Origin of the sequence: Pseudonocardia tropica, assembly GCF_040105315.1 — a bacterium.
In the GTDB taxonomy this organism is placed as follows: domain Bacteria; phylum Actinomycetota; class Actinomycetes; order Mycobacteriales; family Pseudonocardiaceae; genus Pseudonocardia; species Pseudonocardia alni.
Window position 1 is genome coordinate 88133 of the sequence record NZ_JBEDNP010000001.1, and the last position, 22769, is coordinate 110901.

A 22769-nucleotide genomic window follows, 5' to 3' on the forward strand; every position below is an offset into this window, starting at 1 on the left:
GCCCGCGGTCAGGCCTCGGAGGACTCCTCGGAGTCCGACTCCACCCCGCCCGGGCTGTGCCGGCCGCCGCCGACGAGGTCGTCGGGCAGCTGCGGCGAGCGGGTCAGCCCGAACATCCAGGCGACGGCCTGCTCGGCGCGGGCGGCCTCGAACCCGTCCGACGCGGCGGCGCGCCGCCCGTGGTCGCCGTCGAGCACCTGCCCGACGGCGGCGGCCGCGTCGTGCGCGGCGATGCTGCGGATCGAGTCGCCGGGCTGCGGCACGTTCGGCCCGTCGACCAGGACCGCGAGGGTGCCGAGACCGGGCGCGTCGACGACGAGCTCGTGGTCGTCGCTGACCAGGACGGTCGCCGCGGTGAGCACGGCCAGCTGGTCGGGCAGCGCCGGCTCGGCCACGACCGTCACCCGCGGGTGGGTCCCGAGCGACTGCGCCGTCTCCCCGGCGGCGAGCGCGCCGAACAGCACGATCTCGATCCGCGGGTAGCGCTCCAGCAGGTCCGCGACCCCGCGCAGCACCGGCGACGACGAGGCCCGCGCCAGGTCGACGACGATCAGCCTGCGGTGCTGGTCGTGCACCCGCTCCAGCGCGTCGACACAGCCCTGGTGCTGCGGTCCGGGCAGCGAGTTGATCGTGTCGCCGATCGTCAGCACGTTCGGGCCGAGCGGGCTGCCCAGCGCGGACCCGCTGGTGGTGAGGAACAGCGACGCGAGCTGGCCGATGACCCGCCGGTGCGCCTCCTGCGGGAACGGGCACAGCAGGTCGTCGGTGCCCATGCCCGCCTGCATGTGCACGATCGGGATCCGCCGCCAGAACGCGACCGTGGCCGCGACCTCGGCCGCCAGCCCGCCGCCGTGCACCAGCACCGCGGACGGGTCCTGGTCGACGAGCAGCTGGTCGAGCCGGGTGAACAGCGCCGCGGCGACGTCGGCCATGCCGGGCCCGGTCTCCAGCGGCAGCAGGATCGTGATGTCGGTCGGGACGCCGAGCGCCTCGAACGCCTCGTGGACGGCCATCGGGTCCGGCCCCGTGGCGACGGTGATCCCGCGGATGCGGTCCGCCGCCGCGACGGCCCCGGCGACCGGGGCGAGCCGGGCGACCTCGGGACGGCTGCCGGCGATGAGCAGGACGTCGTGCTCGTGGTCCGAGGGGAGCCCGGACACGTCGCCCGACGTCGGGTCGAACATCGTCATCGCAGTCGCCTTCCGGCCGAGGTCTGACCGACGGTGACGAGTGTGCGCGGAGCGGGCGGTCGGGTCGAGACACGCGCGCCCGGTGGTCGGATCGTGCGACGACCGGGCAGGGGAGGTCCGTGACAGGTACGCGGATCGTGGTGCTAGGGTGATCTCACGCCATGCGGATGTAGTTCAATGGTAGAACATCAGCTTCCCAAGCTGAATACGCGGGTTCGATTCCCGTCATCCGCTCCATATACGAAGGCCCAGGTCAGCGGTAGGTCTCCCGCCGAGCCCGGGCCGTCGTCGTCTCCGGGGAACGGTCCCTCGTGCCGTCCCCGTGCGACGCCGGTCCGCAACCCGTGGCGCGTGGCGGTCGCCGGGCGGCCTCATGATCACCGGTTGTGGAGCGCAGAGGGCCGTGGAGTGCACTCCGGACTCCACAACCGGTGATCATGGAGTCAGAGCGCGGGCGGCACGTCCGGGCGGGCGACCCACCAGGTCGCGACCCCGGCCCCGGTGAGCAGCGGGACGAGCACCAGCACCGCGGGGCCGGCGACCACCGCGACCACGCCCAGCGCGATCGCGGCGCCCCCCGCGCCGAGGCCGCCGGCCACGGCCAGCGCCGTCGCCCGCTCGCCGATCGGTCCCCCGGCCACCCAGCACAGCGTGCGGGCCACCCCGGCGACGACCACCGCCAGCACGATCCCCACGACCACCGCGGCCGGTGGCAGCGCGGCACCCGCCGCGAGCGCGACCGGGATCGCGAGCGTGGTGAGGACGGCGGACAGGAGGGCGCGCAGGGACCGCCACAGGGGCGGGACGGGGGGTGTCACGTGTCCCCATTGTGCAGGGTCTGAACTGCGGTTTCGATGTAACCTGCGCGACCCTGCACGCCACGCTCAGTAGAGCCGGGCCGCGTAGCCGGCGCCGTAGTACTCCTCGATCTTCTCCAGCGGCTCGTCGGGACGGGCGAGCCGCTTGGCGAGCTGCGCGGTGGAGGGCAGCGCGTCCGGCGCGGGCCAGCTCGTCGTCGCCCACAGCTCGGAGCGCAGGAACGCCTTGGGGCAGTGGAAGTAGACCTGGTCGATCGCGACCTCGCAGGCGAGCAGCGGCCGGCGACCCTTCACGGCGAGCTCGTCGAAGTACGGCGCGTCCCGGACGAGCCGGGCCCGGCCGTTGATGCGCAGCGTGTCGTTGCGCCCCGGCACCAGGAGGATCACGCCGACGTGCGGGTTCTCCAGGACGTTGCGCCAGCCGTCGACGCGGCCGTTGCCGGGACGCTCGGGGATCGCGACCGTCCGGTCGTCGACGACGTGCACGAACCCGGCCGGGTCACCCTTCGGCGAGACGTCGCAGGTGCCGTCGCGGCCCGACGTCGCCAGCAGCAGGAACCGGGACGCCGCCAGCCAGGCGCGGTGCACGTCCACGAGGTGGTCGCGTTCCTTCGCCAGCGCGGGCGCGATGGGGTGCCCGGTGATCTCCTGCAGCTCGGCGAGGGTACGGATCTCGGTGCCGTGCGCGTCGGACGTCATGGACCGACGGTAGGCGCGGACGCGGGCGGAGCCGAGGGGATTCCGGTCACGGGTGTCCGACGACGGGCAGCCGGGTCGTCGGCAGGTCGGGGACCCCGCCGGACGTGGTCGACGGCGGGGTGCCGGGGCGGAGCGGCGGCGACCACGGTGCCGGGGCCGGACGGGCCGGGTAGACGACCGGTGCCGACGGGTGCCCCGCGGTTCGCGGAACCGCGACCGGGGCAGGCGGGTGCCCGACGGCCCACGGGGTCCCGCTCGTGGTGGCCCGCGGCCCTGTGCCCGGAGCCAGCAGCCCGACGTGGGCGTACCCGAGGAACAGCAACGCGCTGACAGCGACGACGACCGCCCACGCGAACCCGCTGAGGTCGGCGACGGCGTTGTTCACCCCGTGCAGGGTCGCTGCGACGCCGAGCCCGACCGCGACGAGGGCGAGGCGTGCCCCGGGGTCGGTCCAGCGGGCCGCGAGCCCGATGAAGTAGCCGGTCAGGCCGGCCCAGCAGGCGTGCACGACGGGGTTGGTCAGCAGGCGCCACACCAGGACGACCCCAGTGGTGCCGTACGGCGCATTGGCGTAGACGATCGCCTCGACCACGCCGAAGGCGAGCCCGCCCACGGCACCGAGGAACAGGAACTCACGCGGCAGGAGACGACGCCAGACCTGCGGCTGGACCAGTGCCAGCGCGAGGACCGGGGCGACCTTGGCGATCTCCTCCGGAACTCCGACGGTGACGATCCCGAGCAGCACGTTGTCGTTCGCCAGTGTGGAGGCGCCGAGCAGCCGTTCCATCGTCAGTGCGAGCGGGGCCTCGACGACGAGCGCGACCCCCACGACCACGGCGAGCGTCGAGCCCGTGATCCCACGCGGCCCGATGAGGGCACGCAGGACGAGGAACCAGGCGACGCCGAAGTAGCAGGCGAAGGCGGCTCGGGCGAGGTCGTCCCCGTCGCCGGAGGGGGTCGTGCTCATGCTCACTGCGAGCGGTGGGGCAGCGATCAGCGCCACGAACACCCACGTCGTCCACGACCGGAACCACGGGTGCCGGGTCCACGCCCGCCACGGGAACAGCACCGACACGTCCGGCAGCGGCGTCCGCGGACGCGGCCCGTACGGCGCGCTCACCGGTGCACCGTCGATCCCTGCGGGCTGTCGCTCCAGGAGATCTTCTTGGCGAAGCAGTCGTCGGAGCCGAAGCCCTGGGCGTCGCACCAGGCGTTCGCGCCGGCCGCGGTGGTGAAGGGCTGGGCGACGACCACGACCCAGTAGTCGCCGTTGCGGAAGACCGGCCAGTCGCCGGACCAGAGCAGCGCGGCGCCCGGGTACTGCGCGGCGAGGCCGCGGTAGTGGTCGAGGATGCCCTGCTCGTCGTAGGTGATGCCGCCGTCGCTGGTACCGGCGCGCTTGGAGGACAGCTGCGGGACCCAGTAGCCGGCCGTCGCGGCGACGCGCGGGCTGTCGGCGGCGGCCTGCTCGGTGAGCGACGTCGTCGGTGAGGGGCTGTAGCCCGGCACATAGGTGGTCGGCGGGATCACGACCGGCGCCGCGGCCGGGGCGACCACCACCGGCACCGGCGCGGCCGCCGGGGTCACGGTGGGCGCGGTGCCGGGGAGCAGGTCGGGGCGCAGGACGAGCAACGCCGCCCCCGCCAGCAGCAGCGTCACCAGCACCAGCGAGGCGACGACCCACGGCGTCCGCGACGGTGCGGTCGCCACCGGGCCCCATCCGGCCGGGGCGTCCCAGCCCGGCGCGTAGCCGGTCGGCTGCGGGCCGGCCCAGGCCGACGGGGCCGCCGCCGGCGCGGCGGGGCGGTACCGGTCGGCGGGGCGGTACTGCGCCGTCGACGGGTGCTGCACGGCGGTCCGTCCCTGCGGTGCCGGGGCCCCGGCACCGACCGGCACCGCCCCGGTCCGCGGCCGGGGGACGACGGCCTGTGCCCGCGGCCGGCCGCACCCCACGCAGAAGTGCAGCGAGCCCCGCAGCTCCGCCCCGCACCGGCACCGCTCCACCATGACGACCCTCCCCGACGACGGCGGCCGGATCAGTCCGGCCGTGTTGCCTGCTCATCGCACGCACCACCCTGTCGTTATCGGTGATCTTGGTCCGAACGGCGCACTTCATCTCTTGTGATGACGGGGCGAAACGGAGCAGCTCACCGGCCCGACAGGAGGGCGTCGCGGGCGCACCGGGTGCCCGCCGTCGTGGGGACGTGGGGACATGACCAGCACCGTCGAGCGGGGAAGCACCGGGCCGGAGCAGCCGTGGTGGGGTGGGCCGCCACCGCGCGTGCCGCAGCCGCCGCCGGCCTGGGCGGGACCGGTCGCGCCGGACGTCCCCGCCGGGCTCGGCCCGGTGCCCCCGGGACGACCCGTGACGGGGACCGGGCCACGCCGGGGCTGGGTCGTGCTGGGCGTCGTCGGGGCGCTGCTGGGTGTGGCGATGCTCGGTGCGGCCGCGGCGGCGCACCGCACCATGGACGTGACCGGCGCCGTGACCCTGACCAGCACCTACGCGACCCTGACGCCGCACAGCGCGTGCAACGGGGCCGGGCTCTACAGCTGGCTCGACAGCGGTACCCCCGTGACGATCACCGATGCGAACGGCGAGATCGTCGGCGCGGGCGTCCTCGGCGACGGGACGTCCGGCGCCGGGACGAGCTGGTCGGGCTACTCCTCGACGTGCACGTTCTCGTTCTCGATCGACGACGTCGCCGCCCGGGACGACTTCTACCGGATCGCCGTGGGCAGCGGCGCGACCGGCGGCGTGCCGTTCTCCCGCGCACAGCTGCAGGACGGTCCCGTCAGCATCACCTACTAGCCCAGGACGGGCGTCATCCCCGGCTCCCGCCCGGTGGCGGCGAGCGCGAGGGCGGTGTCGTCCCCCCACCCCGCGACGACGTCGGGACCGGCCAGCCGGGTCACCGTCTCCCGCACCACCGCGAGCCCCGACGCGGGCGGGGCCGGTGCGTCCGGCAGTGCGACGGTCATGTCCAGGTGGTGCACCACGACCTCCACGACCCAGGTGCCGACGAAGTCCCCGACGTCGAGGACGTGCCCCTGGAACTCCAGCCGGTACGGCCCGTCCAGGTCCGCGACGAGCCGGCGCAGGCCACGCAGCGTCGTCGCGACGTGGACGATCTGCCCGGTGGGGCGGGCGTAGGCGGCCGCGACGGCGCGGGCGAAGCGCTCGTGCGCCCAGCCCGGCAGCTCGGACCCTGGCAGCGCGGTCCAGTAGGTCGCGAGGTCGGCGTCGGCGGGGCGGTCGGTGCGGGCGGGGAACCCGGCGAGCATCTCGACCAGGCCCAGGTGCAGGTGCGCGAGGACGTCCGCGGCGAGCCAGCCGTGGCAGCGGCTGCGGGCGTGCAGGCCGGTGTCGTCGACGTGGTCGAGCAGCGCGGACAGCCCGTCGAGCGCGTCGAGGAACGCCGGGCGCGCCACGTCGAGCGGGTAGGCCGTCACAGCAGGTCCGCACCGGACCGCGACGCCGGCTGCTCCCCGGCCGCGGCCATCTCCTCGGCCACCCGCATCAGCTCGGTGTTGACCGGGGTCGCGATCCGGTGCGCCGCACCCAGGGCCACGATCTCGCCGTTGAGGTAGCGGGCCTCGATGGACCCGGTCCCGCGCCGCAGGCTCTGCCACGACGACGAGCCCCGCCGTGTCGCCCCCGCGACCGGCCGCTCGGTGATGGTGCCCTCCCGGCGGACGCGGTCGTCGTCACCGGTACGGGCGGTGATCCCGGCTGCGTCCAGGACGGCGCGGCCCTCCGCGGTCACGGCCTCGACGAGGCGGGGCGCGTCCGGGTCGTCGAGCCCGCAGATCGCGTCGACGGCGTTGGCCAGGTTGGTGAGCAGCTTTCCGTACTTCGCGGTCATCACGTCCGGGTCGGCGCGGGAGGAGAACCCGGCCGCGCTGAGGTCGGCGACGATCGCCCCGGTGGTGGCGTCGACACCGGCGGGGAACCGGCCGACGTCGAGCACGCCCGGGACCGGCGACGACGACGCGACGACCACCCCCGGCTCGTAGTGCTCGGCGGGCAGGATCACCAGCATCGCCTGCACCCGGTCGGTGCGGCGCGCGGCGAGCCGCTCGTTGGCGACGCCGTTCTGCGCGCACACCACGGTGATCCCGGGGGCCGCCTTGAGCAGCGCGGCCAGCGGAGGCGGGGTGTCCTGCGACTTGACGGCCAGGATCGCGACGTCGTCGGGGGTGGGTCGGGCCTCGCCGACCGTGCCCACGGCCTCCACCGGATGGGTGGTCGACCCGTCCGGGGTGTCCAGGCGCAGCCCGCGCTCACGGATCGCGTCGAGATGCGCGCCCCGGGCGACGACCACGACCTCCCGTCCCGCCGCGTGCAGCCGCGCCGCGATCGTCCCGCCGACGGCCCCTGCCCCGATCACCACGTAGCGCACGGGGTCGATCCTGGCTCAGCCGTCGCGCCGGCGCACCACCGACGGCGGGGCCTTCCGCCGCCACGCCTCCTCGACGAGCTCCGCGAGCTGCCCCGCGTCGACCCGGTCCAGGTCGACGAGGATCGAGCCGTGGCCGTCGTAGTGCGGGGTCGTGAAGTACGCCGGGTCGCCCGACGCGAGCAGCGCCTCCTTCTCCTCGAGCGAGCACATCAGCACCAGCCCGCCCTCGGCCTCGGTGCGCAGCCGGGCGAAGCCCTTGCCACGGACCTTCAGCGACGGCGTCCGGTACCAGGTCGACTCCTCGACCTCCGGCAGCCCGGACCCGATCCGTACCACGTCGTCCCAGCTCGGCATGGGGACATGGTGCCCGCGGCGGACGCTGCCCGTCGTGGAGGAATCAGACCAGGTGGGCCGCGAGGAACCGGTCGACGGCGGCGCGGCCGTCCGCCACGTGCGGCTCGACCTTCCACTGCTCGACCGGATCCGCTCCCGGCGCGAGCCCGGCGAGGCGGCGCGACACCGGCTCCGGGTGGAAGGCGTCGATCCCCATCAGCGATGAAGGAACGGCCCGAAACTAGGCCACCCGCGGGGGAGTCCGCTTCTCCGGACGGCGCCGCGCCAGGATCGAGGTGCCGTAGACGACGAGCGCCAGCCCGAGCAGCAGCAGCCACCACAGACCGGGGCGGACGGTGTCGTCGAGCAGGGTGATGCCGACCAGCCCGGGCACGACGACCTGGGTGACCATGTAGAGCGCGGTCACCGTGGAGACGTCGCCGAGCTGGAGCGCGCGGGCGTAGTTGTACAGGCCGGTCAGCGCCATGCCGACCAGGATGTAGACCAGCGGCTCGCGCAGCAGGCCGGCCAGGTCGACGCCCTCGGACACGTGCATCGCGCGGATGCAGACCGAACCGCCGCCCAGCCCGAGCCCGGCGAGCACCGCGGACGGCCACGGCGTGGTCGAGTTCGTGATCGCCAGCGTCACCCCCATGATCACGACGAGCGCCGCGATGAGCACGGCCACGGTCGTGCCGTGGCCGGTCAGGGCCTGCTTACGCTCGGTCCCCGCGCTGCCGGCGACGAACGCGAGCCCGAGCATGCTGGCGCCGATGGCGAGCCGGTGCACCGGCCGCAGCCACTCGCCCCGGAAGTAGCGGGCGTACAGGGCGGTCATCGCGATGGCCCCGGCGAGCGTCGCCTGCACCGCGAAGATGGGGATGTACTGCAGCGCCACGACCATGCAGAGCCAGGTCACGATGTCCATCCCGATCCCGCCGAGGAACCGGGGTCGGGCCAGGACGGCGCTGGTGCGCCCGCCCTGGTTGGCCGCGTCGGCCTGGAGGATGGCGGCGGCGGTGCTGCAGAGCATCGCGAACACCGCGAAGAGCATCCCGATCAGCACGGGCGGGCCCGGGTCAGGGCACGGGCGGCACGCGGGATGATCGGCACCGGCCGATTGTGACGTACTGCTACCGGGTGCCGGCCGGGCGGGCGTCCGACGGGGCGGGCCGCTGCTCGGGCAGTGCCGCGGGCATCTCGAAGAAGCCGCTCATCAGCCCGCTGCCGGGCTGCTCGTCACGCGTACCGGCGGCGGCCTGCCAGGGGGACGTGCCGCCCTGCGTCGCCCGGCGCTGCGCCAACAGCGCCCGCGGACGCTCGGTGAGGACCAGGATGCCGACCGTCAGGGCCACCCCCACCAGCAGCGGCCCTCCGACCACCAGGATGGGCCAGCCCACCACGACGTACGCGAGCACCAACGCACCTGCCGCCATGCCGATGACCGCCCCCGCCAACCGCGTCACCGCGCGCCCCTCTCACACCGTGCCCGAACCGTGACGATCAGTGTTCTACCACCTCGGAGGGGGTGGACACGGGCGACGCGACGCGGTGGTGGTCACACCTTCGGGCACGGCCGTAGCGCATGGCGCACGGGGCCGAACCGGCGTGGGGGCTCCCGTGTCCACGCCGGCCCGGCGGTCCGAATCATCCCGCCCCGGGGTCCGGGCGGGACGGGGTGGGGGTCACTCGGCGCTGTCGTCGCAGCGCAGAGGGTGATCGGTGATCGATTCCTTGTCCGACAGGATGATCACGCAGCCGTACCCGCGGCCGGGGTGGTCGACGTCGGCGCGGGGTCCGTGGTCGTCGGACCCGGGACCGGGGTGCTCGGGTCGGTGGCGGGCGGGGTGGTGACCGGCGTCGGGGTGGCCGGGCCGGGCGTGCCCTCCACCGACGTGCTCGGGCCCGGAGTCGTCGCCGGCGGGGTCGTGACCGGAGGTGTCGACACCACCGGGGCGGCGGGCGCGGCCGGCGCCGGAGCCGCCGGAGCGGGAGCCGGGGCGACGGGCGCGACCGGAGCGGCGGGACGGGCCGCCGTACCCCCGGTGGCCGCGCCACCCGAGGCACCGGCGCCACCGGCGGCGTGTCTCCCGCCCGCGGGGGCGCCCCCGCCCGGACCGGCGGCGACGCCCGCGGCCGGGGCGGCCCCCGGGGCGACCGGGGCCGGCGCGACGGCCGGCGAGCTCAGCACCGGGGCCGCGCTCAGCTCACCGATCCCCGGGCTCGTCGTGGGCCAGAACAGCAGCGCACCCGCGATGGCGGCGGCACCGGCGAGACCACCGGCACCGACCACCAGGCGCTGCCGGGTGACCGTGGTGCGACGGGTGGTGGCCGGGGCGTCCCGGGTGACCAGGGTGTCCGGGGCGGGCCGCTCCGGGCGGGCGATGGACGGCGCGGGCGGCTGTCCGGCCCCGAGGACCGAGGTCCGCGCGGGGGCGGGGAGCTGCGCCGTACGGGGGCGGGGGACCGCGGCCAGCGGGCCGGTCGGCGGCTCCGGGTCGAGCAGCGCGACGGCCGTGGCGGCCGCGGCGGGCTGCTCGGTACGCGCGGTCCGCTCCCGCTCGCCGCGGGTCGGCCACGCCGGGGCGGTCCGGTCGGTGCGCTCGGTGGCGTCCGGCCCGGGCCCGTCCCACGGGCTGCACCCGGCCGGGTCGACGGGCTCGCGGGGCGCGGGGACACCGGTCAGCGGCGCCATCCGCACACCGGGCCAGGAGGTCCCCGCCCCCGGTGCGACGGCCAGTGCGGCACCGCGGGCGGCGTCGGCCACCGGGTCCGCGACGACGGCGACCGGGCGGCCCAGTGCCGCCGAGACCGCCTGCACCACGACCGGCATCCGCGCGGCGCCACCGGCGAGCAGCACCTCGGCGTCGGGGGCGGCGGCGGCGACGTCCTGCACCAGGTCGGCGACCGGCTCGAGCAGCGGGCGGGCGAGCTCGTCGAGGTCGGAGCGGGGGATCCGGACCGCGGTCCGGAGGCCGGGCATCTCCACCCGGACGGTCGCGACGGTGTCCCGGGACAGCAGCTGCTTGGCGGCGCGGCACTCGTCGCGCAGGGCGGTCAGGGCGGCGACGGTCCGCGGGTCGTCGGGGTCGAGCGCGTCGAACGCGGCGGCCGTGGCCGGGGAGGAGGACCGGACGAAGGCGAACACCGCGTCGTCGATGTCGGCGCCACCGGTCCGGCAGCTCAGCGTGCGGCCGACGGCGTCGGGCAGCACCCCGGGTGCTGCCGCGGCCAGCACGGTCGCGGTGGTCCCGTTGCCCCCCAGGTCGACGACGGCGAGCGGCCCCCCGGCCGGCACGACGGCGCGGTGGGCGAGCACGACGGCCTGCGGTGCGGTCACCAGGGAGACGGTCAGCCCGCGGCGGCGCAGGGCGGCGGCCAGCAGGTCCCGCTTGTGCCGGCCCCAGCCCACCGGGCAGGTGACGCCGATCCGCGACGGCGGGCCGCCGTGCCGGGTCGACACCTCGTCGACCAGGACGCGCACCAGCCGGGCGCACAGGTCCTCGGCCGCGTAGGTGAAGCCGCCCAGCGACAGCGGGGTCGGGTCGCCGACCCGGTCGAGGAAGCCGCGGGCGACGCGGTCCGGGTCGGCCGGGGCGCGGCGACGGGCGGGCTCACCGCACAGGAGGTCCCCGCCCGGGGTCGCGACGAGCACCGCCGGGAGCACGTCACTCCCGTCGCGGCCCCCCAGCCGCACGGGCTCGGCGGCACCGCCCGTGCGCAGCACGGCAGCGGTCACCGAGGTCGCCCCCAGATCGATCCCGAGCAGGTACGACATCACTGCTCCCCCCTCGTCGAGCTCTCGGACCGGCACGCCGGCGTGGTCCTCTCGCCAGACCCATCGACAGGGGACGCCCCGGTGTTAGCCCGTGCGGCGCAGCAGATCGAGGTGGGGGACCGATCCCCTAACGGCCCCCCTACGGACCCGGAGCGATCCCCGATGGCCGGATCCGGCGGGGCCCCTAGCTTTCTCGTCATCACCGGCCGACACCGCGACCGGTACCCACCTCACAGCCCCGGAGGCAACCATGGCCGGCCGCGACCTCTCGCTCGTCGAATTCGTCAAGATCATCCTCGGGCTCGGCCCGGACAAGGACGAGAACATCGAGCTGCGCGACTGGTTCCTGAAGAACCCCGACGCCGCGCTCGAGCACCACGGTCTCGGTCACCTGACCGCCGAGGACGTCCGCGACGCCGCCGTGCTCCTCCAGGACAACGACACCGTGTCGTTCGACCGCAGCTACGACACCGGCTTCGACTGGGACGGCGGCAACGCCGGCTGGGCCTGGAAGGCCGGCTCCGAGGGCCACCACGAGGGCGGCCACGAGCACGGCGGCGCGGAGCACGAGAAGGTCCACGTCAAGGACAACTTCTACGAGTACCACGTGGACGACCGCGACACCGTCGTCGACAACTCGATCAACCAGAACGTCGACACCGACGGTGGCGACTTCCGCCAGACGATCGAGACCAACTCGGTGACCGCCTCCGGCGACGGCGCCGTGGCCGCCGGCGGCGACATCGACGACTCGACCATCACCACCGGCAACGGCAACGCGGTCGGCAACGGCAACGCCGTGGTCAACGGCGACGGCAACCAGGTCGCCTTCGGCGACGGTTCCTCGGCCAACTCCTACGGCGACATCACCGCCGACGACGGCGGCGCCGTCGCCATCGGCACCGGCGACGCCAACGGCGACAACTCGGTGAACGACTCCTTCAACGAGGAGTCCACCACGACCACCACGACGACCGAGACCACCTACGAGGACTCGTTCAACACCACTGTGGACGACTCGGTCGAGAACACCACCACCGACAGCGGCAACATCAACATCGGCAACGGCCTCGAGGCGAACCTCGACCTCGCCTGATCCGACTCCCGTAGTCACCGAGCGGGCCGGACTCCGGCTCCGGCCCGCTCGCCCCGCCACCACCGCCTTCCGTCGCCCGCCCGAGCGCGACGGCACCCCATGAGGAGAACGCCATGTCCGCCGAGAAGACCCTGATCCAGTTCATCCTGGACCTGCTGAAGGACCCCAAGCTCCTGGCCGAGTTCAAGGACGACCCCCAGGGCACGCTCGCCCAGTGCGGCCTGTCCGACGTCTCCGCCGAGGACGTCCGCGACGCGATCGTCCTGGCCCAGGACAACGACGAGGTCTCCTTCGACCGCGACTACAACACCGGCGGCGGCCACGGTGGCGGCCACCACCACACCCCGCCGCCGCCGCCCGTGCACCACGACGAGGACCCGGTCAAGTACATCGAGAAGTACGTGACCAACAACCACTACACCTACAACGTCGACGACCGCGACACCATCGTCGACAACTCGATCAACCAGAACATCGACACCGGTGGCGGCGACTTCCGCCAGGACATCGACACCAACTCCGTCGTCGCGTCCGGCGACGGCGCGGTGGCCGCCGGCGACGACATCCGTGACTCGACCATCACCACCGGTGACGGCAACGCGGTGGGTGACGGCAACGCCGTGGTCAACGGCGACGACAACCAGGTCGCCTTCGGCGACGGTTCCTCGGCCAACTCCTACGGCGACATCACCGCCGACGACGGCGGCGCCGTCGCCATCGGCACCGGCGACGCCAGCGGCGACGACTCGGTGAACGGCTCGTACAATTCGTCGGAGACCACCACCACGAGCGAGACCACCACGTCGTTCGAGGACTCGTTCAACAACGACATCGACAGCTCGACCTCGACCGTCACCGAGGACAGCGGCAACGTCAACGTGCTCAACGACGCCGACGTCGACGCCTCGCTTCTCTGATCCTCGACACCCTGACGAGAAAGCGTTGCTGCTCCGTCCGCGAGCAGTAGGATCGACTGCACGGCCCATCGGCCCCGGCCACCCTCACGTGGGTGACCGGGGCCGATGACGTTGGTGTATCCATGACAGCGACGTGACGAGCGGTGCCCGCACCGCTCCGGAGCGATGGGGGGCGCAACGCACGTGGCGGTACCGGAGGCGGTCGCGCTCGTCGACCTCGCCCTCAAGGCGGTCACGGCCTACGACCGTCCCGACCTCGCTCCCCGGCTGCGCCAGACCAGGACCAGGCTGTCGGACCCCGTGGTCCGGGTCCTCGTGGTGGGCGAGTTCAAGCAGGGCAAGAGCCAGCTCGTGAACGCCCTCGTGAACGCCGCCGTCTGTCCCGTCGACGACGACATCGCCACCGCCGTACCGACGCTCGTCCGCTTCGGCGAGGAGACGTCGGTGACGCTGGTCCGGGAGGTCGCCGGGGCGGACGGTGCCGTGGCCGAGAAGGCCGACCGGACGGTCGTCGGGTTGAACGAACTCGCGGACCACGTGTCCGAGGGCGGCAATCCGGGCAACCGCGCCGGCCTGACCCGCGCCGAGGTGACGCTGCCCCGCAAGCTCCTGCAGAGCGGGCTCGCGCTCGTCGACACACCCGGGGTCGGCGGCCTGGGGTCGGCCCACGGTGCGGCCACGATGTCGGCCCTGCCCACGGCGGACGCCGTGCTGCTCGTCTCCGACGCCAGTCAGGAGTACACCGCCCCCGAGCTGGAGTTCCTGCAGGCCGCGCGCAAGCTCTGCCCGAACGTCGCCTGCATCGTCACCAAGACCGACCTGTACCCGCACTGGCGCCGGATCGTCGACCTCGACCAGGGCCACCTGCGCACCGCCCGGGTCGACGCCGAGCTGCTGCCGGTCTCCTCCGCGCTGCGGCTGCACGCGGCCCGCACCCAGGACCTCGACCTCATCGCCGAGTCCGGGTTCCAGGCGCTCACCAGCTTCCTGCTGCGCAAGGTCGTCGGTGCCGCCGACGACCTGGACCGCCGTTCCACCAGCCAGGACGTGCTCGTCACCTGCCAGGCCCTCGAGGCCACGATGCGGGCCGAGCTGATGTCGCAGAGGGACCCGGAGAAGGCCGGCCAGCTCGCCCGCGAGCTGGAGGCCGCGCGGTCACGCGTCGACGGGCTGCGCCAGCGCTCGGCGCGCTGGCAGACCACCCTGAACGACGGCGTCGCCGACCTGATCGCCGACATCGACTACGACCTGCGGGACCGGCTGCGTGCCGTCTCCCGCGACGCCGAGCAGCTGCTCGAGGACGCCGACCCGGCCGACATCTGGGAACAGTTCGCCGAGTGGTTCCACAAGCAGGTCTCGCACGCCGTCGCGCAGAACTTCGTGTGGACCACGGAGCGGGCCCGATGGCTGGCCGAGCAGGTCGCCGAGCACTTCGCCGAGGCCGTCGACGTCACCCTGCCCGAGCTGCGCGTCGCGGGCGGGTCGGTGGCCGGGCTGGTGGACCCGCTGGACATGCCCGCGGACGAGAAGTTCGGCGTCGGCCAGAAACTCTTCGTCGGCGCCCGCGGCGGCTACGGCGGCATGCTGATGCTCGGACTGGCGTCGACGGTCGCCGGGTTCGCGCTGCTCAACCCGATCTCGATCGGCGCCGGTCTGCTGTTCGGCGCCAAGACCGTGCGCGACGAGAAGAAGCGCATGAAGCAGCGGCGCCAGGCCGAGTCGAAGAACGCCGTGCGCCGGCACATCGACGAGGTCACCTTCCAGGTCGGCAAGGACTCACGGGACAACCTGCGCCGGATCCAGCGCGACCTGCGCGACCACTTCACCACCGTCGCCGACGAGCTGTCCGAGGCGCTGAAGGAGTCCGTCGCGGCCGCGCAGACCGCCCTGAAGGACGACGCCGAGCGCCAGAAGCGCGTCGCGGACCTGGAGGCCGAGCTGGAGCGGGTCGGCGGCCTCGCCGAGCGGGCCAGGGCACTGGCCGCCGCCGCGGGCACCGGAGGGTCTGCGTGAGCGCGCTGACCGAGCAGACCCGGGCGCTGCTGCGCCGCACCCTGGACGCCTACGGCGACTCCCCGCAGGCCGCGGGCTGGCTGCGCCACCACCTGGACCGGTTCGACGAGCCGCTGCGCGTCGCGATCGCCGGCAAGGTCAAGGCCGGCAAGTCCACACTGCTCAACGCCCTCGTCGGCGAGCGGATCGCGCCCACCGACGCGGGCGAGTGCACCCGCATCGTCACCTGGTACGCGGACGCGCCCGCCCCCGGTGTGCGGATGCACCTGCGCTCCGGCGCGGACCGCCCGCTCACCCTGGCCCGGCGCGACGGCGCGCTGCAGATCGACCTGCAGGGCACCCCGGTGGAGGACGTCGACCGGCTGCGCGTCGACTGGCCGTCGCAGCACCTGCGGCGCACCAACCTCATCGACACCCCCGGCATCGGGTCGCTGACCGCCGACGCCGCCGGCCGGGCCGGGGAGTTCCTGACGCCGGAGGACACGCCGTCGCCCGCCGACGCCGTCGTCTACCTCATGCGTCACCTGCACGCCGGTGACGTGCGGTTCCTGGAGGCCTTCCACGACCGCGGCGTCGCCCGCGCGACCCCGGTGAACACCATCGCGGTGCTGTCGCGCGCCGACGAGATCGGCGTCGGCCGGCTCGACGCGCTGATCTCCGCGCGCCGGATCGCGCGGCGCTACCGCGGCGACGACAAGCTGCGGGGGCTGTGCCAGACGGTCGTCGCCGTCGCCGGGCTGCTCGCCGAGACCGCCCGCACCATGCGGCAGGACGAGTACGTCGCGCTCGCCGAGCTGGCCGAGCTCCCGCGGGGCGAGGTCGAGGCGCTGCTGCTCTCGGCCGACCGGTTCGGGCGCACCGACCTCGACCGGCCCGACGCCGCCACCCGGATCGCGCTGCTGGAGCGGTTCGGCCTGTTCGGCGTCCGGCTCGGGACGACGCTGATCCGCCAGGGCGTGAAGGACCCGACCGCGCTGGCCGACGACCTGGTGCGCCGCTCCGGTCTCGACGAGCTGCGCTCGGTGCTCGACACCCAGTTCTCCGAGCGCCGCGACCTGCTCAAGGCCCGCTCCGCGCTGCTCGCCGTCGACCTCGTGCTGACCCGCGAGCCCCGCCCGGCGACGGCCGCCCTGCGCGCGGAGGTGGAGCGGATCCTGGCCGGGGCGCACGAGTTCGTCGAGCTGCGGGCGCTGGCCGACCTGCGCGCCGGGAAGATCGTCTTCCCGCCCGAGGCGCTCGCCGACGCCGAACGTCTGCTCGGCGGCGAGGGCGGCTCCGCGGCTGCCCGGCTCGGGCTCGACGGCGCCGCGGGCCCGCGCGAGGTCCACGACGCCGCCTCCGAGGCGCTGCGCCGCTGGCGGCGGCGGGCGGAGAGCCCGCTGACCGGGCGGGCGTCGGCGGAGGCCGCGCGGATCGTGGTGCGGTCCTGCGAGGGGCTGCTCGCCGAGGCGTCGCGCCCGCACGCGCACCACTGAGCCCTACCCGCGGGCGCCCAGGATCCGGCGGAGCTCGTCGAGCAGCTCGCTGCGGCCGCCCACCCCGAGGCGCTGACGCATCCGGGCCACGTGGTGCTCGACGGTCTTCGCCGAGATGAACAGCGCCTCGCCGATCTCGCGCTGGGTGCGGCCCTGCACGACGAGCTCGGCGACCTCCAGCTCACGCTCGGACAGCAGGCCCGACGCGGCCGGCTCCGGAGCGGCCTCGACGGGCGCCGGGGCCGCGACGGCGGACTCCTCCGCGACCGGTCCGGGCTCCTGCGTGGGCGGTGGGACGGCCCCCTGGCGCAGGTCCGTCCCCGCTGCCTGCAGCGCCCGCGCGCAGGCCAGCAGCGCCGACACCGCGCGCCGGTCCCCGGTCCGCAGCGCCGCCTGCCCGGCGAGGCGACCGCCGTCGAAGGACAGGCCGACGGCGTGCAGACCGCGGGCGGCGGCCTCCACCCCGGCCGCGTCCACGCGGCCCTCCAGCACGCCCACCCAGTGCGGCGCCGCCGTCGCCATGGCGTGGGCGAAGCGGCTGCCGCAGGCCGCGCTCCGCAGCTCCTCGGACCGGGCGCGGACGGCCTCGACGTCGTCGGTGAGCACCGCGGCCTGCAGCCGCGCCCAGTGCAGCGGGGCGGCCCACAGCGCGGGACGGCCGAGCCGGTCGAGCAGCGCGTCGGCCTCGGCGAGGTGCGGGGCCACCCAGCTCTCCTCCCGCAGCCGCGACGCCGCGGTCACCAGCTCCCCGAGCGGCTGCAGCACGTAGAGGTCGACCGGGTGCCGGACGATCGCCTGCCGGGCCCGCGTCCAGGACCGCATCAGGGCGCCGAGGTCGGACTGGCGGCGGGCGATCGCGACCCGCAGCGCGGCGGCGATGAACTCGTCGCGCGGTTCGAGGGGGCCGTCGCCCGCGTCGACGGCGGCGAGCCGCTCCGACGCCGGGCCGGTCGCGCCGCGCAGCAGCGCGATCCAGCCGAGCAGCAGCCGGTGCCGGGCCCGGGCGGGCGCCCCGCCGAGCTCGGTCCGCAGGGCGCGGTCCAGTACGGACGCGGCGACGTCGAACTCCCCGGTGTGCACGGCCACCAGCGCGGCGAGCGCGGCCGGGGTGTCGGGCAGCAGCGCGGCGCCGTGCGCGGACTCCAGCAGACCGGCGGCGCGGGCCAGGCCGGACAGCGCGGCCGTCGGGGAGCCCTCGACCGAGTCGAGGATGCCGCGGGCGGTGAGGTCGTCGGCGCCGTCGACGAGGGTGGGCGCGCGGCCGGCGACGAACCCGGAACCGTCGCCGTCGACCCCGACGACGGCGCGGGCCTCGGCCAGCGCCCCGGTTCCGATCAGGACGGGCACGGCCGCCGCGGGCGGGCGCTCCCCGGACACCGCCGCGGTCCACCGGTACAGCTCGGCGCTGCGTGCCAGCAGCCCCCGCCGGGCGAGGACGGCCGCCGCGACCGACCCCGCGCGGACGGCGTCCTCGGCCTCGACGGCGTCGGTCGCGGACAGCACCGAGTCTGCGTGCCCGAGCGCGCCGTCGAGGTCCCCGGCGACCAGGTGGGCCTGCGCGCGGCGCGCGGCGACGGTCAGCGGCGGTGCCCCGGCGGCGACGGCCTCGGCGTAGAACCGGACCGCGTCCGGGCTCTCCGCGCGGGCCGCCTCGGCCGCGGCGGCGGTGAACACCGCGGCGGCCCGCTCGCCGGTGGCGCCGGAGCCGCGCAGGGTGCGGGCGACGGCGAGCACGCTCCCGCCGCGGTCCAGCTCGATCTCGGCGAGGTGGCGGCGCAGTTCGGCCCGCCGGGCGGGCGCGACCCGGGTGCGGATCGACTCGGCGACCAGCGGGACGACCCGCCCGTCGGGGGTGCAGAGCCCGGCGGCGACGGCCCGGCCGGACAGCTCGTCGAGCTCGGCGATCTCGGCGCCGACGCCGATCCCGGCCGCGTCGGAGATCCCGAGCAGCGGGACGAGCACCTCGCCGTCCACCGGGGCGCCGAGCGCGAGCGCGGTGACCAGCTCGACCACGCGCGGGTCCTCGGCGTCGACGGCGTAGCCGATCTGCTCGGCGAGCTGTGGCGGCACCGGCCCGCCGACCCGTCCGTGGGCGAGCAGCCGGTCGACCAGCACCGGGGCACCGGCGGTGCGCTCGGCGACGACCCGGACGGCCTCGTCGGAGATCCGGACCCCGGCGACGCGGGCGGCCCGGGCGGCGATCCCGGCAGCGTCGAGCGCGCCCAGGACCAGCGGGGGCGCGGCGGCGGCCAGCGTCGCGCCGAGCCGGGCCAGCGCGCGGCTCCGGGGCCACGGGCGGAACGCGACGACCAGCCGGGCCCGGGGCTCCCGCGCCAGGCCGCGCAGGACGGCGAGGTCCTCCTCGCCGAGCTCCTGGGCGTCGTCCACGACGACGACGAGCCCCTCGTGGCCGATGACCTCGCCGGGAACCGCCTCGACGACCTCGTCGGGGCCGACGGCCCCGGACCAGGCTCGGACGAGCTCGCGCAGCACCGTCGACTTGCCCGCACCGGCCGGGCCGGTGAGGGCCACCAGGCGCGGCGCGGCCGGGTCCTCGGCGACGGCCCGGACCAGCGCGACCGCGGCGGGGGACCCGGCCAGCGGGCCGGTCGACGCAGCGGAGGCGGGGGACGTCGTCGGTACCGCCATCCTCGTCCGCCCCTCCCGGCCGCCCGATCGGGTCGCCCGATCGGGAACGGCCGAGGCTATCGGGTGCGGTGTCCGGTTCCCGCGCCGGACCCGGCAGGATCACCGGAGTGCGTGACCACGTGTGGGCGATCGTGCTGGCGGGCGGCCGGGGGCTCCGGTACGGCCGGCTGAAGCAGCTCGACGAGCTGGCCGGGTCCCGGCTGGTCGACCACACCGTCGCCGCCGCCCGGCGCACCTGCGACCGGGTCGCGCTGGTGCTGCCGTCCGGGGTGGACTGGGACGGCGAGCCGGTCGACGCGCTCGCCGTCGGCGGCGACCACCAGTCGGAGTCCCTGCGGGCCGGGCTGGCCGTCGTGCCCGCCGAGGCGGCGGTCCTGGTGCTCGCCGACCCGGCGCACCCGCTCGCGACCGACCGGATCTTCACCGATGTCGTCGAGGCCGTGCGGGCGGGCGCCGACGGGGCGGTGCCGGTGGTCCCGCTGCTGGAGGTGGTGCAGCGGGTGCGCGACGGCGTCGTCGTCGACACCCTCCCCAAGCAGGACGCGGTGATCACACAGTCGCCGCAGGCGTTCCGCGCGGACGTCCTGCGCGCCGCGCACGCCGACGCGCCCCGGCCGGTGGAGAACTCCGGGATGCTCGCCGCGCTCGGCCACCGCGTGGTGACGGTGCCGGGGGACCCGGCGAACCTGCACGTGGCGAGCCCGGAGGACCTGGCCGTCGTCCGGCGCCTGGTCGGATGAACGAGCCGGCGTCCCGGGGGACCGGGTCTGCGGGGACGGCCTGACCGGCGAGGCGCGCCGAGCTCGACCGGGCCGTCCGGGCGCCGCGGCCGGCCCCGGCCGTCAGACCGCGAGCAGCTCGGTCGACCCGAGCCCCAGCTCGTCGAGCGTGGTGCGCACCTCGCCGGTATAGACCGGGTTCATCAGCAGTACCGAGCGCGGCGGGGAGTCCAGCAGGTCCTTCGGGGCGCGGATCGGCAGCCCGAGCCCGCCCATGAAGCGCCCCTGCAGGCCGGGGTTGATGTCGACGACCGCGCCGACCGCGCCGGTCCCCTCCGTCCCGCCCTCGACGACGTTGAGGAAGGTCAGCCCCTTCGCCCCGCCGCCCCAGACGACCACCTCGTCGCCGGTCGCGGCCCGGCCGCCCAGCCACTCCCGCCAGCGTCCGACCTGGTCCGACACCCGGGTCGCGAAGTCCCGGCAGGCGCTGCGCAGCGCCTCGCGCAGGTGCGGCTCCAGCTCGGGTGTGCCCGGCGTCCCGTCCGGGCCCGCCTCGGCGACGACGTACTGGTCGGCGTAGGTCAGCCGCACCTGCGGGTCGGAGAAGCCGACCCCGGTCAGGAACGTCCGCAGGGTCGCCGGGGTGAAGTAGGAGCAGTGCTCGTACTGCAGGTCCCAGAAGGCGCCCTCGTCGAGGATCCGGCCCAGGTCGGGCACCTCGGCCAGCAGCGCCCGGCCGCCGCCGCGACGCAGCCCGGCGTGCAGCTCCGCACCGAAGACGGCGAGGTCGGGGATGTGCTCCAGGGTGTGCCGGCAGACCAGGGCGGCGGTGTCCGGCTCGACCTGGTCACGGGCGAACTCCGCGGGGACGGCGGTGAGCCGGTCCGCCAGCTCCGGGCGGACCCGCTGCGGCAGGAAGTGCGGGTCGATCCCGGTCACCCGGCCGACGCCGGCGCCGAGCAGCTCGGCGGCGAAGTCACCGGACCCGCACCCCACCTCGACGACGTGCCGCCCGGCCAGCCCGAACCGCGCCACCCAGTCCGCGGTGACCTCCGCGGCGTAGGCGGCGAAGCGGGGGGAGTGGTGCTGGGACTCCTCGTGGTCGCCGGTGTAGTCGAGCAGCCCCGGGTCGAAGTCGCGGTTGAACACCAGCCCGCAGCGCTCGCACAGCACGAGGACCTGGTCACCGGTGGCCACGGAACGCGCCGAGACCGGGTCGGGCAGCACCGCGGTGCCGTGCACCGGCAGCCCGGTCGCGGAGAAGAACGGGTCGCTCGCGGGCGCGGCGCACGCGGGGCAGCGGTTCAGCACCGGGCGAGACTAGCGGCAGGCCGTCACCCGTCCGTGCGGGCGCTCCGCCCGCGCGGGCCGAGCCCTCAGCGGTTCAGCACGCCCTGCGGGTCGTGCGCGTCCGGGACGGCGCTGCCGGAGGTCCCGAGCAGCTTCTGCCACTGCGGGTGGTCGACGACGTCGGGCACGCTCTCCACCCGTCGTGCCGCCGCGAGCACCTCGACGGCACGGGCGGCGTCGCCCTCGGTGCCCGCGCGCACCGTGCGGGCCAGCTCCGGCCAGGTCTCCCCGCCGAGCAGGCCGTTGACGTCGTCGGCGCGGTGCGCGCGCTGGAACTCGCTCACCGCGGCCGCGGTGCGGTCGTCGAACCGGCCGTCGGGCTTCCCGGTCAGCGACCCGGCGTCGCGCAGCAGGTACTGGGCCGCCTCGACCACCGGGCCGCGGTCGCCGGTGCGCAGCAGCGGCCAGCTCGCCTTGGTCGCCTCGGTGCGCGAGAGCCGCCTGCCCAGCAGCCCCGCCACCTCGCGGCGCAGCCGGGGCAGCGCGGCGTAGAGACGGTCGCCCGGGCAAAGGGTGTTGCGGTAGTCGCGGTGGCCGTAGAGCTCGGTCGGGGCGATGCCGTAGCGCAGGCAGATGTAGGCACAGGTGACGCGCAGCGAGTTCCACAGCGCCGGGGTCGGGTCGACCCCCATGTAGGTGCCCTCGTTCTCGATGCCGATCGCGATGACGTTCTGACCGGGCGAGTGCGCCCCCTCGACGACGCGGCGGCCCCCGTTGAGCTCGCCGAGACTCCAGAGCCTGCCCTCCATGACGTGCCCGCCACGCGAGATCGTGAAGTGCTGCCCCGAGTCGAGCCAGCCGTTGCGGTCCATGTGGTAGTTCTGGATCGCCCTGGCCATCCGGTGCGCGGCGCCGACGCTGTAGTCGTTCGTGTTCGCCCCGGCCGTGTGGTGCACCAGGATCCGGATCGGGCGCCGGTCCCAGATCTTCGGCGGGAACTTCGGCCTGCGCGCGCCCCACTCGAAGCAGCGCGCGATGGAGGGGACCGGCACGCCCTCGGCCAGCGGACCGGCACCGGCCGGGCCGGGCATGCCGTCCGGCCCCGGGACCGCCGACGGGCCGGGCACCGGACCCGTGGCGGGCGGAGCGGGGTCGGTGGTCGGCGGCGGCCCGGCGACCGCCCGGCCGGGCAGGACCAGGCCCGCGCCGGCGACCGCACCCCCGACCAGCAGCCCGCGGCGGCTCCAGCTCTGTCCCGGCTCGCCCATTGCTGCTGCCCCCCATCGGCGGCACCACGCCGGCACCGCCTCCGTCACACACGCCACATACGTCCCGTGCGACTCCGCATTCTCTCGGTTCACGGACAACGACGGCGCGGGCGCGCCGGGC

The 22769-nt window shown here is 75.5% G+C and carries 21 protein-coding genes and 1 tRNA gene; 7 read left to right on the forward strand and 15 right to left on the reverse strand.

The annotated features are described in order from the left end of the window. Window positions 1-8: 8 nt before the first annotated feature. The gene (locus tag WHI96_RS00425) at window positions 9-1190 is read right to left on the reverse strand and encodes a UDP-N-acetylglucosamine 2-epimerase (RefSeq protein WP_345654405.1); all 1182 of its coding nucleotides are present in this window, start codon (window positions 1188-1190) and stop codon (window positions 9-11) included. Window positions 1191-1353: 163 nt separating this feature from the next. Here WHI96_RS00425 and WHI96_RS00430 point away from each other — a divergent pair. Continuing rightward, window positions 1354-1427, forward strand: a tRNA-Gly gene (locus tag WHI96_RS00430). Between the two features lie 206 nt (window positions 1428-1633). On the opposite strand, the gene WHI96_RS00435 is transcribed toward WHI96_RS00430, so the two are convergent. The 4 genes from WHI96_RS00435 to WHI96_RS00450 form a co-directional block, all read right to left on the reverse strand. Next, the gene (locus WHI96_RS00435; RefSeq protein ID WP_345654408.1) at window positions 1634-2008 is read right to left on the reverse strand and encodes a hypothetical protein; all 375 of its coding nucleotides are present in this window, start codon (window positions 2006-2008) and stop codon (window positions 1634-1636) included. A gap of 66 nt (window positions 2009-2074) precedes the next feature. Then, on the reverse strand, window positions 2075-2707 hold the full coding sequence (locus WHI96_RS00440; RefSeq protein ID WP_345654410.1) for a pyridoxamine 5'-phosphate oxidase family protein: 633 nt from the start codon (window positions 2705-2707) through the stop codon (window positions 2075-2077). 46 nt (window positions 2708-2753) lie between these two features. Beyond that, complete coding sequence (locus WHI96_RS00445; RefSeq protein WP_345654413.1) at window positions 2754-3827, reverse strand: PrsW family glutamic-type intramembrane protease; 1074 nt, start codon at window positions 3825-3827, stop codon at window positions 2754-2756. After that, window positions 3824-4714: a hypothetical protein gene (locus tag WHI96_RS00450; protein ID WP_345654415.1), complete on the reverse strand. Its 891-nt coding sequence runs from the start codon at window positions 4712-4714 to the stop codon at window positions 3824-3826. The genes WHI96_RS00445 and WHI96_RS00450 overlap by 4 nt, the downstream gene beginning before the upstream one ends. 205 nt (window positions 4715-4919) lie before the next feature. Here WHI96_RS00450 and WHI96_RS00455 point away from each other — a divergent pair, with 205 nt between their 5' ends. Further along, window positions 4920-5519 (forward strand): hypothetical protein, encoded by a 600-nt coding sequence (locus WHI96_RS00455; protein WP_345654418.1) that lies wholly within the window; start codon window positions 4920-4922, stop codon window positions 5517-5519. Here WHI96_RS00455 and WHI96_RS00460 read toward each other — a convergent pair. The 7 genes from WHI96_RS00460 to WHI96_RS00490 all read right to left on the reverse strand — a co-directional run bounded on the left by WHI96_RS00460 (window position 5516) and on the right by WHI96_RS00490 (window position 11257). Then, on the reverse strand, window positions 5516-6160 hold the full coding sequence (locus WHI96_RS00460) for a maleylpyruvate isomerase N-terminal domain-containing protein (RefSeq protein ID WP_345654421.1): 645 nt from the start codon (window positions 6158-6160) through the stop codon (window positions 5516-5518). The genes WHI96_RS00455 and WHI96_RS00460 overlap by 4 nt on opposite strands. Then, window positions 6157-7110, reverse strand: coding sequence for a ketopantoate reductase family protein (locus WHI96_RS00465; protein WP_345654424.1), 954 nt, complete (start codon window positions 7108-7110; stop codon window positions 6157-6159). Before WHI96_RS00465 ends, WHI96_RS00460 begins: the two co-directional genes overlap by 4 nt. Before the next feature lie 15 nt (window positions 7111-7125). Continuing rightward, window positions 7126-7464 carry an MmcQ/YjbR family DNA-binding protein gene (locus tag WHI96_RS00470; protein ID WP_226354384.1) on the reverse strand — a complete coding sequence of 113 codons (339 nt, stop codon included), beginning with the start codon at window positions 7462-7464 and terminating at the stop codon, window positions 7126-7128. Between the two features lie 43 nt (window positions 7465-7507). After that, a complete protein-coding gene (locus tag WHI96_RS00475) occupies window positions 7508-7660 on the reverse strand; it encodes a hypothetical protein (protein WP_345654429.1) in 153 nt (50 codons plus the stop codon). Window positions 7661-7684: 24 nt separating this feature from the next. Then, window positions 7685-8509, reverse strand: a complete 825-nt coding sequence (locus WHI96_RS00480) for a DMT family transporter (protein WP_345654432.1) — start codon at window positions 8507-8509, stop codon at window positions 7685-7687. Between the two features lie 67 nt (window positions 8510-8576). After that, on the reverse strand, window positions 8577-8861 hold the full coding sequence (locus tag WHI96_RS00485) for a hypothetical protein (protein ID WP_253069361.1): 285 nt from the start codon (window positions 8859-8861) through the stop codon (window positions 8577-8579). A 332-nt stretch (window positions 8862-9193) separates the two neighbouring features. Next, entirely contained in the window at window positions 9194-11257 is a 2064-nt protein-coding gene (locus WHI96_RS00490; protein WP_349302329.1) for an Hsp70 family protein, read from the reverse strand. Window positions 11258-11471: 214 nt separating this feature from the next. Here WHI96_RS00490 and WHI96_RS00495 point away from each other — a divergent pair, with 214 nt between their 5' ends. The 4 genes from WHI96_RS00495 (at window position 11472) to WHI96_RS00510 (ending at window position 16722) form a co-directional block, all read left to right on the forward strand. Then, the gene (locus tag WHI96_RS00495; RefSeq protein ID WP_345654439.1) at window positions 11472-12317 is read left to right on the forward strand and encodes a hypothetical protein; all 846 of its coding nucleotides are present in this window, start codon (window positions 11472-11474) and stop codon (window positions 12315-12317) included. A gap of 113 nt (window positions 12318-12430) precedes the next feature. Continuing rightward, a complete protein-coding gene (locus WHI96_RS00500; protein WP_345654442.1) occupies window positions 12431-13234 on the forward strand; it encodes an IniB N-terminal domain-containing protein in 804 nt (267 codons plus the stop codon). A 183-nt stretch (window positions 13235-13417) separates the two neighbouring features. Beyond that, complete coding sequence (locus WHI96_RS00505; protein ID WP_345654445.1) at window positions 13418-15247, forward strand: dynamin family protein; 1830 nt, start codon at window positions 13418-13420, stop codon at window positions 15245-15247. Continuing rightward, window positions 15244-16722: a dynamin family protein gene (locus WHI96_RS00510; protein WP_345654448.1), complete on the forward strand. Its 1479-nt coding sequence runs from the start codon at window positions 15244-15246 to the stop codon at window positions 16720-16722. The genes WHI96_RS00505 and WHI96_RS00510 overlap by 4 nt, the downstream gene beginning before the upstream one ends. A gap of 3 nt (window positions 16723-16725) precedes the next feature. Here the strand turns inward: WHI96_RS00510 and WHI96_RS00515 are convergent, their stop codons facing one another. Then, entirely contained in the window at window positions 16726-19371 is a 2646-nt protein-coding gene (locus tag WHI96_RS00515; protein ID WP_345654450.1) for a LuxR C-terminal-related transcriptional regulator, read from the reverse strand. A 107-nt stretch (window positions 19372-19478) separates the two neighbouring features. Here WHI96_RS00515 and WHI96_RS00520 point away from each other — a divergent pair, with 107 nt between their 5' ends. Beyond that, on the forward strand, window positions 19479-20111 hold the full coding sequence (locus tag WHI96_RS00520) for a 2-C-methyl-D-erythritol 4-phosphate cytidylyltransferase (protein ID WP_345654453.1): 633 nt from the start codon (window positions 19479-19481) through the stop codon (window positions 20109-20111). 102 nt (window positions 20112-20213) lie between these two features. Here the strand turns inward: WHI96_RS00520 and WHI96_RS00525 are convergent, their stop codons facing one another. Next, entirely contained in the window at window positions 20214-21401 is a 1188-nt protein-coding gene (locus WHI96_RS00525) for a class I SAM-dependent methyltransferase (RefSeq protein WP_345654455.1), read from the reverse strand. Window positions 21402-21466: 65 nt separating this feature from the next. Beyond that, window positions 21467-22648, reverse strand: coding sequence for a peptidoglycan recognition protein family protein (locus tag WHI96_RS00530; protein WP_345654458.1), 1182 nt, complete (start codon window positions 22646-22648; stop codon window positions 21467-21469). Between the last annotated feature and the right edge of the window lie 121 nt (window positions 22649-22769).

Bases quoted from the DNA above. Each gene is read 5' to 3' on its own strand.
- WHI96_RS00470 (WP_226354384.1), bottom strand. From the start codon at position 7,464: ATGCCGAGCTGGGACGACGTGGTACGGATCGGGTCCGGGCTGCCGGAG.
- WHI96_RS00495 (WP_345654439.1), top strand. From the start codon at position 11,472: ATGGCCGGCCGCGACCTCTCGCTCGTCGAATTCGTCAAGATCATCCTC.
- WHI96_RS00475 (WP_345654429.1), bottom strand. From the start codon at position 7,660: ATGGGGATCGACGCCTTCCACCCGGAGCCGGTGTCGCGCCGCCTCGCC.
- WHI96_RS00530 (WP_345654458.1), bottom strand. From the start codon at position 22,648: ATGGGCGAGCCGGGACAGAGCTGGAGCCGCCGCGGGCTGCTGGTCGGG.
- WHI96_RS00440 (WP_345654410.1), bottom strand. From the start codon at position 2,707: ATGACGTCCGACGCGCACGGCACCGAGATCCGTACCCTCGCCGAGCTG.
- WHI96_RS00500 (WP_345654442.1), top strand. From the start codon at position 12,431: ATGTCCGCCGAGAAGACCCTGATCCAGTTCATCCTGGACCTGCTGAAG.
- WHI96_RS00425 (WP_345654405.1), bottom strand. From the start codon at position 1,190: ATGACGATGTTCGACCCGACGTCGGGCGACGTGTCCGGGCTCCCCTCG.
- WHI96_RS00455 (WP_345654418.1), top strand. From the start codon at position 4,920: ATGACCAGCACCGTCGAGCGGGGAAGCACCGGGCCGGAGCAGCCGTGG.
- WHI96_RS00515 (WP_345654450.1), bottom strand. From the start codon at position 19,371: ATGGCGGTACCGACGACGTCCCCCGCCTCCGCTGCGTCGACCGGCCCG.
- WHI96_RS00450 (WP_345654415.1), bottom strand. From the start codon at position 4,714: ATGGTGGAGCGGTGCCGGTGCGGGGCGGAGCTGCGGGGCTCGCTGCAC.